The organism is Paenibacillus sp. MZ04-78.2, assembly GCF_024213375.1.
In the GTDB taxonomy this organism is placed as follows: Bacteria; Bacillota; Bacilli; order Paenibacillales; family NBRC-103111; genus Paenibacillus_G.
In genome coordinates this window covers 25,770-41,259 of the sequence record NZ_JANAVJ010000007.1, presented here as the reverse complement: position 1 = coordinate 41,259, position 15,490 = coordinate 25,770, and the positions used below count along the sequence as shown (strand labels likewise).

General features: G+C 48.9%; 14 protein-coding genes and 2 pseudogenes. 2 read left to right on the top strand and 14 right to left on the bottom strand.

Features of this window, described 5'->3' with window-relative positions:
* The first annotated feature begins 210 nt into the window (after window positions 1-210).
* Window positions 211-1,383 (top strand): hypothetical protein, encoded by a 1,173-nt coding sequence (locus tag NLX71_RS07730; protein WP_254362970.1) that lies wholly within the window; start codon window positions 211-213, stop codon window positions 1,381-1,383.
* Between the two features lie 67 nt (window positions 1,384-1,450).
* On the top strand, window positions 1,451-1,867 hold the full coding sequence (locus tag NLX71_RS07725) for a hypothetical protein (protein ID WP_254362968.1): 417 nt from the start codon (window positions 1,451-1,453) through the stop codon (window positions 1,865-1,867).
* A gap of 192 nt (window positions 1,868-2,059) precedes the next feature.
* On the opposite strand, the gene NLX71_RS07720 is transcribed toward NLX71_RS07725, so the two are convergent.
* The 14 genes and pseudogenes from NLX71_RS07720 to NLX71_RS07655 all read right to left on the bottom strand — a co-directional run bounded on the left by NLX71_RS07720 (window position 2,060) and on the right by NLX71_RS07655 (window position 15,344).
* Window positions 2,060-2,887: an undecaprenyl-diphosphate phosphatase gene (locus tag NLX71_RS07720; protein WP_302058122.1), complete on the bottom strand. Its 828-nt coding sequence runs from the start codon at window positions 2,885-2,887 to the stop codon at window positions 2,060-2,062.
* Between the two features lie 124 nt (window positions 2,888-3,011).
* A complete protein-coding gene (locus NLX71_RS07715) occupies window positions 3,012-3,401 on the bottom strand; it encodes an ABC transporter permease (RefSeq protein WP_375377902.1) in 390 nt (129 codons plus the stop codon).
* Window positions 3,394-3,605 (bottom strand): annotated as a pseudogene (locus NLX71_RS07710) (ABC transporter ATP-binding protein); the annotation flags it as partial. The pseudogene NLX71_RS07710 and the gene NLX71_RS07715, both read right to left, overlap by 8 nt.
* Before the next feature lie 317 nt (window positions 3,606-3,922).
* Window positions 3,923-4,084, bottom strand: coding sequence for a hypothetical protein (locus tag NLX71_RS07705; RefSeq protein WP_254362966.1), 162 nt, complete (start codon window positions 4,082-4,084; stop codon window positions 3,923-3,925).
* Window positions 4,085-4,241: 157 nt separating this feature from the next.
* Window positions 4,242-5,594, bottom strand: coding sequence for an ethanolamine permease (gene eat, locus NLX71_RS07700; protein WP_254362964.1), 1,353 nt, complete (start codon window positions 5,592-5,594; stop codon window positions 4,242-4,244).
* A 32-nt stretch (window positions 5,595-5,626) separates the two neighbouring features.
* Complete coding sequence (locus NLX71_RS07695; RefSeq protein WP_254362962.1) at window positions 5,627-6,982, bottom strand: HAD family hydrolase; 1,356 nt, start codon at window positions 6,980-6,982, stop codon at window positions 5,627-5,629.
* 170 nt (window positions 6,983-7,152) lie between these two features.
* Complete coding sequence (locus NLX71_RS07690) at window positions 7,153-8,172, bottom strand: LacI family DNA-binding transcriptional regulator (RefSeq protein ID WP_254362960.1); 1,020 nt, start codon at window positions 8,170-8,172, stop codon at window positions 7,153-7,155.
* Between the two features lie 177 nt (window positions 8,173-8,349).
* Window positions 8,350-9,021 (bottom strand): beta-phosphoglucomutase, encoded by a 672-nt coding sequence (gene pgmB, locus NLX71_RS07685; RefSeq protein ID WP_254362959.1) that lies wholly within the window; start codon window positions 9,019-9,021, stop codon window positions 8,350-8,352.
* Window positions 9,022-9,061: 40 nt separating this feature from the next.
* Window positions 9,062-10,117, bottom strand: a pseudogene (locus NLX71_RS07680) (glycosyl hydrolase family 65 domain-containing protein); the annotation flags it as partial.
* A gap of 208 nt (window positions 10,118-10,325) precedes the next feature.
* Window positions 10,326-10,505, bottom strand: a complete 180-nt coding sequence (locus NLX71_RS07675) for a CopG family transcriptional regulator (protein ID WP_254362957.1) — start codon at window positions 10,503-10,505, stop codon at window positions 10,326-10,328.
* A 76-nt stretch (window positions 10,506-10,581) separates the two neighbouring features.
* On the bottom strand, window positions 10,582-12,555 hold the full coding sequence (locus tag NLX71_RS07670; RefSeq protein ID WP_254362955.1) for a hypothetical protein: 1,974 nt from the start codon (window positions 12,553-12,555) through the stop codon (window positions 10,582-10,584).
* Window positions 12,556-12,774: 219 nt separating this feature from the next.
* A complete protein-coding gene (locus tag NLX71_RS07665; protein ID WP_254362954.1) occupies window positions 12,775-13,137 on the bottom strand; it encodes a GIY-YIG nuclease family protein in 363 nt (120 codons plus the stop codon).
* A gap of 65 nt (window positions 13,138-13,202) precedes the next feature.
* On the bottom strand, window positions 13,203-13,682 hold the full coding sequence (locus NLX71_RS07660) for a DUF6530 family protein (RefSeq protein ID WP_254362952.1): 480 nt from the start codon (window positions 13,680-13,682) through the stop codon (window positions 13,203-13,205).
* A 285-nt stretch (window positions 13,683-13,967) separates the two neighbouring features.
* The gene (locus tag NLX71_RS07655; RefSeq protein ID WP_254362950.1) at window positions 13,968-15,344 is read right to left on the bottom strand and encodes an extracellular solute-binding protein; all 1,377 of its coding nucleotides are present in this window, start codon (window positions 15,342-15,344) and stop codon (window positions 13,968-13,970) included.
* Window positions 15,345-15,490: the final 146 nt, after the last annotated feature.

Below are 15,490 nucleotides of genomic sequence, written 5' to 3'. Positions count from 1 at the left end.
ATCATTGTTATGACCATAGAGCTAGCAAATATTATACAAAATTAGGTACTTTATACTCATTTTGATTGATATTTACATCTGATATAATAGGGAATATATTACATTAAAGGTGTTGATTGTGATAAGCCCACGTAAATGCATCGTTCGTTCAACCTAGTCAGATTCTCAGAAAAGTATGTCCAAATTAATCCTAAAGGAGAGATTGTACCAATGTTCAAAAGATTTGCAGCTCTTACTCTAGTAGGTGGACTTTTTGTTGCAATGAGTTCAAGCGCTCTTGCTACCGAAAACGTAAATGGAAAAATTTCACCTGGCTCGACAATTCCTGCTGATGTTAAAGCGAAGTTGGACCGTAAGGATGCCAAAGGAGATATCTTTTTCGATGCTAATGTTTCAGCATCAGATAAAGTAAAACTCTCTCAAGTTATGGCATCCTTGGACAAGGAAGATCGCGAGAATGTTCTTTTCATTGATCAAGACGGTAGTGTGATTGCGAATAGACCGGAAATAGTTGAAGAGTTTAGAAAGCAAAACAAAGATAAATTCGATTCAAACGGAAAATTAAAAATAAAGGATGAAAAGCCACTTAAGGAAACAAATCCAGACGATAAATGTAAGATTGACGCTACTAATCTCATGACAATAGCTGGCGCCGGTTGGAAAAACGCTGAATATAACTGCGGAACTGTTGATAGAACTGGCCCCTATCGTCGCGTTATTTCAGACAAGGGATATTCTCGTTTCCACACTAATATATATCTTCCATCTAAGGCCAGTGGCCTTTATATCAACCCTAATTCAACAAAGGGAGATACAGCTCATATTTACACAGGAGCGACTGATAAGGATGGGGATAGCGTAGATATTGGGCTGCAATATAATAATCCTACCGGGAATAACTTTCCGTGGGACGATACATGGGCCATGTTCCTTCGCGGTGCAGGAAATGTCAACGTGCCAACATACGCTAACTTCCGACCGGGACAGTGGGTGGTAATGAAGTTTTATGTACCTTCCAACAATTCCGTTGCTTTAAATGTTACCGGATACGATACTACCGGGGTAATAAGATCCTCTACGATCACAGGTACACTGGGTTGGTTTAGTGACTTTAAGGCGGATGGAACAGGAATGAACATTAAAAAAGTGACATCAATGGCGCAAATCTCTCCTGATGATTTGACAACGGGATCTCAACTTGGCTCGACAACAACACCAGTAAAATGGGAAAATGGCAGAATTGGAAAGGGGAATGATGTAAATTCCCTTGCTCCGATGACAGTAGGATGGTTTTGTGGGTATAATATAAATAATGTTCTTGTTGATTTCATAGACCATAACAATGAGAATGTTGTTGTCGGAACTAAGACTTTTACCCCGTAACCACCTTAAATATCTTCAAGTAATAGGCGGTCTGTCGCCTTGCCTTAGTAGGAAGGGTTTGGTGCGATTGAAAAAACGTTATTACATCAGCCTTGCTGCGCTTTTGGTTCTCGCGGGATTTATCTTTTACAAGTATTACTATGTGAATCCTTACGCAGATCATAACATCGTACAAAAGGAACTCTTAAATTCTTTTTACGGTGCTTTCAGAACGAAAGATTACGGGTCGATAGCGGATCTTATGTCAAATCACAATCCACAAATGGTGATTACCGTAAGGCATTGGTACGGCGAGGTAACCAGCTTTCAGATAAAAGAAATTCGGAAAACTTCTGCTACTGAGAAAAAAGCAGTGGTATCTGTAACAAGCCGTCGGAATAACGAACAGCATGTCAATACTGATTACCTTATACTCACAAAAGGTATAGAAGGTTGGAAAATTAGATCGTATGAGTCCGACCTTGATTACAAACTGCCTGGTTAGTATCCAAACAAAAACAAAAGAAACCGTTCCTTGGTGAAATGGAAGTGTGATCAACCATTACAAAAGGAGACGGTTTCTTTGTACATTCAATATTACGGGGATCAACTTTGATTCCCGCAAGTCACCTCGTTCGCGTGATAAACGCCGCCGTCAATCATCTCGACGCGGGCTTGCCCTCCAGTAACCCTCCGATTACAGAAATACAAAATAAATGATAGCCGCAAGCACCAGGCGGTAGATCGCAAACGGCGCGAGCTTGATGCGGTTGATCAGCTTCAGGAAGAAGCGGATCGACAGGAGCGCGAAGATGAAGGCGCTAATAAATCCGACGACGAAAAACGGAATAGTGCTCGCCGTGATCGAGTCCCAGCTCTTCAAGAGCGACAGGAAGCTTGCCCCGGCCATAATCGGCACCGCCATAATGAAGGTGAAATCCGCAGCCGCGCGATGGCTCATCCCAAGCAGGACCCCGCCGGAGATGGTCGATCCGGAGCGGGAAAAGCCCGGCCACAGCGCCAAGCATTGAAACAATCCCATAAAAAACGCCTGCTTGTATGTAACTTGGTCGGCCGTCTCCGTCTTCGGGCGGCGGGGCCGGAACCAATCGGCCGCGAGCATGAGCACAGCTCCGAGCACCAGACCGACGATGACTGTCTTGGTAGAGAACAAGTATTCATCGATTTTTTTATTGAACAGTACCCCGAGAATGCCGGCGGGAACTAAACCGACGAAAACCTGCAGCAGATTCAAGCGCGGGCCGGAAGGCGTTTGTCCCGGCAATTTTTTAAGTCCGAGCAAATTCATGAACCGGTCCCACATCAGGACGACGACGGCCAGAATCGAACCCAATTGGATCACGACCTTGAACGTATTCGCTACGCTCGGGGAAAAGATGTTCTTGGACTGGAACAAGAAATCGTCAACAATGATCATGTGACCGGTCGAAGAAACCGGCGCGAACTCGGTAAGGCCCTCCACGAGTCCCAGAATAAAGGCAACAAACATTTCCCACAAATTCAACAGCTCCACACTCCTATTTTCTTGTCTGCATATCTATATCAATGAATATCTACCTTTTTGAAGTAGATAATCGTTGCCGCAAGTCCTATTCCGATTCGGAAAGCACCACGTTGGCCATCGTGACCTAAGTCGTAAAGATGATGGTGGGAACGTAACTTTTGAACAAAAAGGTGATCAACATCGTCGGCGTGCACAGGAGAAACAGAAGCGTGCCTCCCACGACGCATTGTTTCAAGGATTGGAGCACCAGAGCCGAAGTCAAGCCTTCAAACTGTCCGATCAGCCTCAGAATCAGCGTCAACAACCACATGATGAGCGTCAGTACCGTAATCCACAGGAACAGCAAAATCAGCTTGCTTACGATCAGACTAACTCGGGATACCGGGATGGTCAACAAGTTTTTCAGCAAGGCGAGAAAGATCATGATAGGGGCCGACACGGCTCCGAGCATGCTGACCATAAACATCTTGGCCCGCTTCAGTTTGATCAGTTCCGTATAGAGCAAGTTAACCAATCGTCCCGCCCCCTATCAATTTTATAAAGTAATCTTCCAATCTGTCTACACTCATTGTCATTTTTGTGACTTCTATCCCATGCTCCACCAGCATCCGGTTGAGTTTCCCTGCTCGCCGATATGGCTGTATACCCGGATCACCCGTTCGCCATGAACCTCATAATCCGTAATGCCGAAGTGCTTTTCCAGCGGCCCCGCTCCCTTGAGCGGAAGGATTCCTTGCCCGGTCCGTCCGGTACATTCGTTCGAACACGCGGGGCAAATCGCCCGCCAAAAAGCGGCGTTCTTCCTTGAACACAAAAAAAGCTTGATTTCTCAAGCTTTATCATTCAAACGGAGGCGCTTCGATAAACTCCGTAATTAACTCCAGCTCGTCATGCACAAACGAGCGTTCCCGCCGCTGTTGCTAGGTCATGTAGGTTTTTTTACGCCGATTTCGTCAGACCTGCGGCAGTCAAGCGGCGGACAGCCTCGCTTCTGCAAAATGTCCATCGCAAGCGTCGGACCCTGTTTGGAAGATACTATTCCTGCTCCAAGACGCCGGCCGTTTCCTGCGATGCCATTTGCTTCTGCGCGGTGGCAACCGGATTCCGGTTATGCTCGAATTCGTTTATTTCGCTAAATGATTCCATGCCGCTTTCTTGCGTCTGCTTCTCTTTGTCGGAGGCTTTGAATTCCGCCATTGGCTTCCCTCGCTTGTCGGGTTATTGGGGCTTCCACATGTATAGAATATCCAGCACGACCCGAATCGTATGCACGGCCTCCCGCGCTTCACACCGAAGCGGCAGCCTCATAATTGGTGAAGTCGCCGCTCGATCGGAACCGTCAGCCTATCGAATTCTAATCCAGCACGGTGCTCTCCCCCGCAGGGGCATTCGCCGGCCTTGCACGGACCAGGTAATAAAGAATGGCTACCGCAAAGATGACGACAACGACGCCCCAGAGCGGAACACTCAAGCCGAACAGCGGAAGCGAGGTCGTCATGAGGCTGTAGCGGATCACGCAATAGAGGAACACCAGCCCCAGAATTAGCGCAATCGCCGGAATGATGGGAGAGGCCACTTTAAAAGGCCGCTCCATATTCGGTTCTTTCACACGCAGAATGAACAAGGAAATCATGCTGAGACAGTACATGACGACGGCGCCGAATACCGAAAGCAGGACCAAGGCGTTGGCAAAAGTCGCCGAGCCGGCGCAGATCACGCCGATCACGCCCGGTACGATGAGCCCCCATACCGGCGCGCTTTTGGAATTGAGCCGGGTCAGAAACTTCGGGAAGTAGCCGGCGCGAGCCAGCGCGTATGTCTGCCGGGAATAGCCAATAATAATGCCGTGCAGGCTGGCAATCAGGCCGAACAATCCGATAACCGCCACACTCATGGCAAGCAGGCTGCCTTCGCCGTAAACGCTTCCAAGGGCTTGGGGAAGTGGATAATCTGCCGGTTTTCCGATGCCTCCACCTAGACCGGCTGTCACGAACAACGTCAATAGCGTAGCTGTGGCTAGCGTTAAGATGCCGGAGATAAAGCCGCGCGGAATGTCCCGCTTCGGATTCTTGACTTCTTCAGCCGCCATCGCGCCGCCTTCGATTGCGAGGAAGAACCAGATCGCAAACGGAATGGCCGCCATGACGCCGCCGCCTCCCCCGATAAACGAGTTCGCGTTCACCAAATTCTCAACCTTCACATGCGGCAGTCCCGCTACGTAAAAAATCGCAAGTCCGATCAGCGCGGCGATCGTCGCGCAAAGCTCGATTAACGCGGCTCCTTTCATGCCCACCAGGTTTATCAAAATAAAAAATACGAACACGCCGATGGTCACATAGACCGGTTGAACCGCCGGAATCAGGAAGTTAACGTACGCCCCCGTCGAAACCGCAATAGCCGGTGGCGCAAACACAAACTCCATCAGACACGCAATTCCGGCAATAAAACCGCCGAACGGCCCCATCGCCCTTGCCGCGTACGCCGAAGGCCCGCCGGCGTTAGGAATGGACGTGGACAGCTCGGAATAGCTGAATATAAAACAGGTAAAAAATACGATGACGAGCAGCGAAGCGATCGCAAGGCCCATAATTCCGCCTTTCTCAAACCCGTAGTTCCACCCAAAATATTGACCGGAAATGACCATCCCGACCGCGATTGCCCAAAGATGAATCGGCTTTAACGTTTTTTTCAATTCATGATTTTCCATCGTCAGTTCTCCCTTCATGTGGGCTATGAGGACTATTTTAACAATTTCTCTTCGGTTGATCCTAAACTCACGCTTTTTTCGGTATTTCGGAAGGCTCCCGTATTATCGTCCCTTCCTTGCAACAAATATTTGGCGTTTCCTGTGCCTATGCCGTTAGCTGCCGTTTTCGACAATTCCCCGATTTCCCCTCCCTTCAACCGATTGACGATCAATCCCAGCTTCATGTCTTTAAAATCCGTCAGCATCGCCGTATCGCCATCGCTGTCTCCGGCCACGAAGATCGGCCCGTGCCCGTATTTGGATACCAGAAAACGTTCGATCGTCTTCGTCTTTCCTTTGCCCTGCGTCTGGTCGTACCCCTTGCGATATTCCGACTGGATGACCCCTGCGGCATCCCGTTCCAGCTCCATTGCCAGGACGTGATCCTCCGGGAGAGAGTAGCCGTATTTCGGATTCGACGCAAATTGTTTGACCACATCGATGAAGGAAGCGGAGCATATATAAACATCGATTCCGTTGTCCATGAACATTTTATACAGATTTTGCTGCTCGGCGAACGCCCGCAAGCCGGTTTTTATCTTCACTTCGACAACGCCCGCTTGACCCGGCAGCTCGCTTGGACTGGTCAGCGTTTTTTCGCCGATGGCGTCCTTGAGATTGTAATCGATGGAGGCTCCCGCCAATTGACGCACTTCCTTTTCCGTCATGCCGGAGAACAAATACGTCACCCAAGGATAGCTTACATCCGGGCTGAAGGTTCCCCCGATCGCTTCGTAAAGATATCTGGCCTTGGCGACAAAATCTTGATATTGCGGGGCTGCTTTTATTTCCTCCAACGATTTGGTTCCCTTGAACCCTTTGTAGTTTTCGTAAAGATACTTGTAATCCGAGTTCAAATCTTCACTGATAAGATCGATCCGGACAGGCTTCCCAGCCTTATTATTGAATTCTTTCTTGAAATTATCCTTCGGGATATTCTTTTTGATTGCGCTTACAAATTGCTCCGGCGTCATTTTAAACTGCAAGTTCGTAAGCTGATACGTTAACAAGGTTTCTTCGACGTCGTTGAATGCGGAGGTATTGTCCCAATCGAAGACGGCATATGGCCTTTTGTCCTTGTTATAGTTTTTGCTGCGGATGCCGAAGTCGTCGATTAAGGCTTGAATCGCTTTGTGATTGGCCGGGGCCCACTGCAAAAGGGCCAGTTGTTGCGAAGGGGATGGCGCAGGTTGTTCCGTTTGGGTCTTGACTTCCTGCCGCGTTGTGGTCGATGGGCTGCAGCCTGCCGACAAGCTTACGAATGCGGCCGCTAAAATCAAAGTAACCATTTTGGGCAATTTGGCGCTGCCCGGTGGTCTTGCCGTTCTCTTTGGTTCGACCAGCCTCATGCTTATCTCCCGCCCTCCTTTTTCGATCCCAATCCTTCCGGAAACAAAAAAATGCCTTGGAACAGAAGCGTAATCGTACACTTCTGCAGCCATGGCACCGTTGCCCTGTGTATCCACTTGTATAAAATGATATTAAAACCAACCGCCTGAATTTGCAACCTAAATTTTTTTTAGAAAATTTCGCCACTTACATTTTTTACTGTATCACGGACGACGATTTGATGCGGAAGATACGTTCTGAGTGTGGGCGGACCCGCTCCGTCCAGCACTTCTTGAAGCGTTCGGACGGCCTTGTAGCCGATCTCGTAAATCGGCTGGGCGACGGTCGTCAACCGCGGCAGCGACATATTAGCGATTCTCGTGTTGTCCAGCCCAAGGACGGATACGTCATCGGGCACCCGGATTCCGCTTCGATAGAGGAAATAAATCGCCCCGAGCGCCATCTCGTCACTTGCCGCGAATACGGCGGTCAGCTCCGGTTTTTTGTTCCACAGTCTCTCCATCGCCGCATAGCCGTCGTCATAACGGTAGTTCCCGAACTCCACAAACTGGCTGGAATCGAACTCAAGCTCGTTTGTTCTCATCGCTCGCATGAAGCCCTGCAGACGGGACATGCCGGCGATCGGGTCCAGATGTGGCCCGCTAATCATGGCGATCCGCCGATGCCCGCAATCGATCAAATATTGCCCCGCATCGAAGCCGGCCTGCTCGTCGTCGATTTTGACGGAAGGGATGGCGTACTCCAGGCTTTGCGTGGAAGCCAGCACGACCGGCAAGCCGAGCTGATGGAAGATGTCGTAATAATCGGGATAGACCGGCTCGCTGGTGAACACGAAGCCGTCGATTTGCTTTTCCTTCATGCTTCGGAGCGCCGTGATCATCCGCTGCTTGTCCTTATCGGTGTTGCAAATGATAATGTTATGCCCGAATTCCTGCGCCGCATCCTCCATGCCCCGGAACATTTCGGCATAATAATAATTCGAAATATCAGGGATCAGGATGCCCAATGTTTTCGTCTTTTTATGGATCAGACCTCTGGCCAGTGCATTGGGGTGATATTTCAATTGGTCGATGGCGCGGAGAACCCGTTCCCTTTTGTCCTTCGAGACTTTGTCCGGCGCATTCAACACCCGCGAAATGGTGCTGATGGACACACCCGCCAGTTTTGCAACATCTTTTATCGTAGCCATGATCTTGTTTATCTCCCGATTCAGGGGAATGTGTATGAAAAGGTTTTCAACCTGTTTTATTGTAAATGATTTGCCATCCTTCGTCAAATCGCCCGAAAGTCGCACAAAAATAAACCTCCGGCTCCATCTTCACAGCGGCTTCGGAGGTTTATTTTGCTTTATTCGGCGACTGCCTGTTTATCGAACTCGAACTTGCGGCAATATGGCTTCCAAGGAAAGCTCGGCCGTGCTTTTGTACACCAGATCGGCATGGCCGAACAGCTCCTTCGCGCCGATCGCTACCGCGAACATGCCCGCTCCTTTAATCGCTTCTACTCCGGCCGCCGCGTCTTCGACGCCAATGCAAGCGCCGGGCTCCACTTCCAGCAGACGAGCGGCTTTTAAAAAAATTTCGGGGTCCGGCTTGCCGCGCTGCACCGTCTTGGCATCGACAATCGCGTGAAACTTGTCCTTGAGACCGAGCGACTCCAGAACCGCAAACGCGTTTTTGCTAGCCGACGCCAGTCCGATCTTAAGCCCTTGAGCTTGAATCTCGGCAATAAATTCGCTGATACCCGGCAATACGTCCGCAGGAGTAATGTTTTGAATCAAGGTCAAATAATGCTCGTTTTTTTTGTTTGCCAGCGCGATTTTTTGTTCCTCGGTAACATCGTGCGCTTTGCCGCCGAGAACGAGAATTTTTTCCAACGATTCCATCCGGGAGATCCCTTTCAGCTCCTCGTTGAATTCGCGCGTAAACGGGATGGACAGCTCCTCAGCCAGCGCCTTCCACGCCTCGTAATGGTATTCGGCCGTATCCGTAATGACGCCGTCCAGATCGAAAATGACTGCTCGCACCGGTGTGTTCATGTCTGTTTCCCCTTTCAAATGCCAGGCTTAGGCCGCTCGGTTAGTTTGCTTTCAAGGCGCGTTCCAACAGCCGATTATGCTGCACCGTCACGTCGTCCCCGTACAGCTTGAGCGTCAGCGCTTCGCCTGCTTCCAGCGTAAGCCGGATGCTCTGACGGTCGATATCCACGGCGAGTTGGCGTCCGCGGTATTGAAGACGGAACGAATACCGGTTCCACTGCCCCGGAATCGCCGGTGCTAGCGACAGCCCGCTCTCTTTCAAACGGAGGCCGGCAAAGCCGTAAACGATCGACATCCAGGTGCCGCCCATATTCGCCATATGCAGGCCATCCTTGGTATTGCCGTGCGTATTGTCGAGATCGAGACGGGCCGTTTCGATAAAATAATCGTAAGCTTTGGCATCGTACCCCAGCTTGGAGGCCATAATGCTGAAGATGCAGGAAGACAGCGACGAATCATGGGTCGTGATCTTTTCGTAATAGGTATACGAGTTGCGGATCGTCTCCAGCTCCTGCTCGTCCTCCAACAGGAAGTGAGCGAGTACCGTATCCGCTTGCTTGCACACCTGGTAACGGTAGAGCGTCAACGGATGGTAATGCAGCAGCAGCGGGTAGTTTTCTTCCGGCGTGTTTTCAAAATCCCAAACCGCTTTTTGCAGGAACGTATCGTCCTGAGGGTTAATGTTCAGCGTCGGATCATACGGCAGGTACATGCATTCCGCTGCTTTTTGCCATGCCTCCGCTTCCTGCTCCGCCACGTTCAGCCGCGCGCAAATCTCCGGGGCGATGTCGGCCAGCAGCCGGTAAGCCTTGGCCGCCCACTTCAGATTATGCTTGGCCATCACGTTGGTATAGTAATTGTTATTGACAACGCACGTATATTCGTCGGGGCCGGTCACGTTGTCGATCCGGAACTCTCCGTTCAAGTAATGGCCCATATCCAGCCACAGACGTGCCGTTTCAAACAGCAATTCGGCGCCGTACGTTTTCATGAATTCGTCGTCCTGCGTGCCGAGATAATACTGAATGTAGCTGTAGGCGATATCCGCGCTAATATGATACTGGGCCGTGCCCGACGGGAAGAACGACGAGCACTCCCGGACGTAAATTAATTTGAAAAGCTTTTCAAATTCGCGATCAAAGCAAAACTTCCAGCATAGAGAACCATTCCACTCTATTATTAATATGATTTTGGGCTATTGTAAAGTGGTTTTTTGTGAAAAGCTTTTCAAATGACATCCTATATTATCCAGAACGGAATAACCCGCCAATTTGAAATTGACGGGTGAAGAACAAGCTCCTTCTTTATTTTTGGAGATCGTCATACATCTTCTTAATCCCTTTACGAATAATATCCGAACGGGTCGTATCCAGCTTCTCGGCGCAAGCATCAAGCATATTCAAAATGGCTTGATCGGCACGTACTCGAATCAATTCGATTTTGGGATTGTCAGATGGAGGACGCCCCAGCTTTTTGGACGACATTGCCTCACCCCCACTTTTTGTGTCCATAACAAGTATATGGGTGTAGCAACAAAAAGTCAATTCGATTTTTCACCGCTCACATGTCGAAAATCATATTTTTGCGTTTAATTAACTCCCGATTTTCCCATAGAAGCATGCGCAAATTCGACTTAGATCCTTGAATGACAAAATGCGGAATTTGTTTTTGCTTTGCAATTTCAACGCAGCTCCAGGTAGCTCGGTGCGATGTGGCCGTCAGTAGAAAGAATAAAGCATCGGCTTTGCTTAAATCCGCGTGAATTCGCTCCGGGGCATCGCCGCTATCATGTATGAGTATTGCGCCGGTCTCCGCCACAACCCCCTCGAACCATTTCCGCAGACCGCCGACTATAACAATTTTACAGTTTTCTAAGAAAGGATCAGGCTTTGTCTTCTTAATTTGCCCCCTAAGTAAAGATGGCTTTTGCGTTTTTATTTCTTGCTCGGCTACAGACTGTTTTGTTTTCCGGTATAAGCGAGATAATCGGGCAAAATGCCCTTCGTTAGCAATATTGAACAGACATGGATCTCCGTCGTTCGGCCGTTGGATTTCAATATCTCGTTGATGCAATGGATATCGGTTTTGAGAATCGTTCATATCTACACAGTACCAAGTGAAATAATCTCCGAGCTTGATATATCCAACAAATTGACGGACCGGAGCATAGGTATCATCTCCTTGAAGCAGGAGCTCGATATCATATAGTGTCGTTCCGTTTTGTTGCTTGCCCGGCGAACATTTTACTTCGGCTTCATGCTCAAGACCGTGCTGATGGACGATCGATTCCGTAACGTTAAACGCTTTTCCGTCCTCCAGCACGACGTAACCGCCATGATCACGACGATAGAACGTACCAACACAAGATTGCCCGCTCACCTCTGGTGCGCTTGGAGCTGATTCAAACGAATGATCGCTTAGCTGTACATGATCATTAGATCGCGCTTGCCCATGTTCAAGCTGAAACTGCTCCAAAAAATCAATCAAGTCAAAAATTTTCCTTATTTGAGCTCGAAGAGCAGGCGCGTTCTCCGGATTTCCTTGCCGAAGCTCCTGTAAAAGCTTGTCTGACTCCGATAATAAGGATTTTGCAAGAAGCACGATCAGATCGTGCGTGTTCCTCTGTTCCTTCATCTCATACCGTTGTTTCCATTTTTCCAATTCTTGCTCCACTTTCACCACAGTGGCTTTCATTTTCTCGACTTTGAATTCCGCTTCTTTCACCAGATCTTGCAGTTCGTTTTTTTCCTTATTCAGACGATGCAGCCGACCTTCCAGCTGATCCCGAAACACTTCCGCTTCCGCTTTTTGCTTCGTCGCTTGTTCTTTCACAATCGTTAATTGCGCCGCGAATTGCTTCTTGTCGCTTTCTATTTTTTCCAATTTTTTTGTTTGAATTCCAAGTTCCTTGCGCAGCTGCTCTACTTCCTTTTCCCTTGTCTGGCGTAAGGCAAGCTCGCTCTTCAGCTTTTGCTCAATAACCATAAGCTTTTCGTCGCTTGAACGGGCATCTGGCAGGCTCTTCGCTTCCTGAGCCTTTCCTTTTAATCCTTCTTCAAACTCTCTCATGGCCTCTTCCCAAGATGTTCTTCTTGTCGCGCGACCGGGATGGAACCGGAGAGCCCAATAAACATGCCATTTCCCAAATTTTAAGACGTTATCCTCTTTCGCAGCCAGAAATGTTTCCAGGGAGCCGGGAGATTCGTTTTTCAACACATCTAACACTGTAAATATGATAACCCAATAAAGCCGTTCTCGATCGGAGATGAGATACTGTTTTTGTAGTTGGAGGAGCAATTTATGAAAGAGAGCATCGGGAAATTTTTTATACTTGGAGAAAACAATGGGGAAATGTAAGAAATGGGCTATCGCTCGTTTTTGTGGAACGGATAGTTCACTAATTAAATACCTGAACTTATCGCTGGGAAAAGGAAGACTTATCTCTTCTTGTACAGCTTGCATAAAATTCGGCTTTTGTTCCTCATCTCCCTCAGCTAAGGAGCTAAATTGACGGACTTCGGCCTTCTCGCTCATAAACACCCTCCTATATAATGAATTATTCTCCATTATTTAGGATTCGATGTTCACCTTCTATTTCCTCCGAATTTCTAAAAAAAAATTTATGTTCCAGCTAAAATTTCCTGCATGACCGAATCCCCGCAAAATGTCCGGATTCACCTTCCTTGATTCAACCTCGCTTTGCGGGGCGGTGCAGCGACCGTAAGTGGCTTCCCCACTCCTGTCTCTAATGAACTATCCCTGCCTTGGCGGCTTGTTATATCCTTTGTCCCCGTAGGGCTGCAATTTCTCCAGCCACGGTTTTTCTATCATTTTGAGCTCCCACTTCATATCCGTCACATCATCCGTTTTCTTTTCCTCCAGCACTTCATAGGTGAAGGCTTCGGCCCCGAACTCCTTCCAATCCTTTTGCAGCTCTAAATTGGCGAATCTCCCCATATCCAGCTGCATCTTGATGGTCATCCATTTGTTTTTCAGATTCGGATAGCTGTCCACGTAAATTTTTCCGTTGCCTTTGTTTGTAATTTGGATGACACCCATGTAAGTCTTCATCTGCTTAAATTCCTCCAGCAGCTCCTTGCGCTTGTTCTTATCCATCTTTTTTCTCTCCCTTCACGCCCCGGCATCCACCTCAGACCGATGACCACTTCCCCTAATCCAAGTTAATACCCCATATCCTTCAAAATTCCGGATAACGTGCGCAGCCGTTCCCCGATCAGTTCGCCGTCATCGCTCAAAGCCTGATTGAACAGCTTGATATCTTCATTGATTCTTTCGTTGTCCGTACAGATGGCCACGGTCATGGCATCCCCTTGCAGACCGACCCGGTCGATGACCGGCTCCTGCGGATCGTACAAATGCTCATATCGGTAAGCTTCACGAAGATGCGCCATCGTCCGGCATATCAAAATGGACAAATCTAGAACGCGGTGGAGAGGCATCTCCTCCGATTGCCGGGACCATTTTTCTCCCGTGTACCGCCATACCTTGGCCGAAATATCGATTTTCCCCCTGTCGTTCCATTGGGCCAATCCCAAGGAAAGACCTTTGGCATCCGTATTGCGGGCGAACCGTCCGTCAACCTGCTCGTAATTTTCGGAAACGACAACGGGCTTATGCTTTAACGTAGTCGGTATTTTCATAGGATATCCTTCTTTCCATTTTACTAAATTACTGATTTACTAATTTACTAAATTACTAAATTACTAAATTACTAAATCGCACTCTCATTTTATCCTGCACTTGATCGAATGTCAATCCGTTGGTTGACCTGCTGCCGCCAAAAGAAAAAGAGCCGTATCGGCTTCCCTTATTATGGGGAACCCCGGCTCACTGTACTATTCCGAAAATTAGAAAACGGAGCCCGCAAACCTGCGTGACTCCGTTTTGGTTGTTGCGTGAATGCCCGGATTGCGGACAACCCCCACTCATGACAAGGAACCGACCGCCAGGCGGTCTTCGATTAGGGAGCACAGTGCCTCCTCGGTTTCCAAACCGGCCCAATACGTCTTAAGCTCCTGGTTGATGACGGACAGCTCCCTTGCGCTGATCGCCAGATCCGTAAAATACCGAAAGCCGGGAATCGTTTCGCGAAATAGTGAAAATCTCGACGGAAGATACCGTTTTTCTTCCCCTACCCACTCGGCGGCCGATTTTCTGGCTGGAAGACTGTACGTGTTCTGCCGAACGAAAAGCTGGGCATTGTTACCGGTCAAAAATTCCACCAGCTTTGCGGCGGCAGCCTTGACGTGCGACTGGCGATTAATCGCAAGCCCAATGTTCAACAGCATCGTCATCGGTGTGCCCCTATGCGGTACGGGCGCAATGTCAAAGGATACCCGCTCGCCAAGCAAATAATTCAAATAAAAATAACTGGTCATGGTCATCGACGTTTTCCCCTTGGCCAGAAGCAGCTCCGATTCGCCGGTCCTAACTCCTTCCGATAAAGAGGGAATACGTTGCTTCATCTCTCCGCAGTAGCGGAGTGCGTCCATCATCGGCGTACCGGCAAGCTTAAGGCGGCCGCCTTCATAACGCTCGAACTTCCCTCCGGTTTGCAGCAGCAGAAGAGGCCAGCGGTTCGACGAATACAAGTCGCAGTGAAAGCCGAACCGTTCGCCCGGAATCGCGAGCCGTGACGAATATTCGATCAGATCGTTCCACTGCCAGCTGCTGTCCGGCTCGGATAAATTGGCCTCTCGAAAATGTTCCCGGTTATAGCAAAGAATGAGCGGGGAAAAAATAAACGGCTGCACGAACTGGCGGCCGTTCACTGTAAACGCGTCCGACAGGAAGGAATACAACTCCGGATTGCGTTCCATCGGCTCCAGCAATCCTTCGGTCCCGTTCTCCACACATTCCTGAAAATTCATAAAGTTCATCATGACCACATCGAGAATGCCGCCGGACATGTACTCGCTGATATAATTGGTGCTGGATGTAGGCACGGCTTGTACCCGAATATGCGGGTTTTCCTTCTGAAAGACGGACAGCAACTGATGTATCCCCGCTTCTCCGGTGATGGAGCTGTGAAAGCCCAGCTTCACGGTGACGAAAGCTCCGTTCTGAGGACCGACAACCTTCGTTCCGACGCGCGGTATTTTTTCGATCAGCCCCTCTGAAACTAGAACGTCCAGCCCTTTTCGCACCGATTGATTGCTCAACTGGAATTGCGCGGCGAAAGATTTTTCCGAGGGCAAATAGTCTCCTACCGGCCGCTTCCCCGTCAATATGTCTTCCCGCAGCGTACTGACGAGTTCACTCAGCCGCTCGCGGGACGTTTTGTGACTTGTCCTTTCTTCCATTCTAAGACCTCATTTCCATCCGATACACAGTAAAAAACAGAACATAGGGAGTAATCCTATATCCGCTCTACTAGTTGTTATTATAGCAATGTTCCACTATTCCATGTCAACGTACGAAGGATTCACGGCATAACGATTACCGCTAT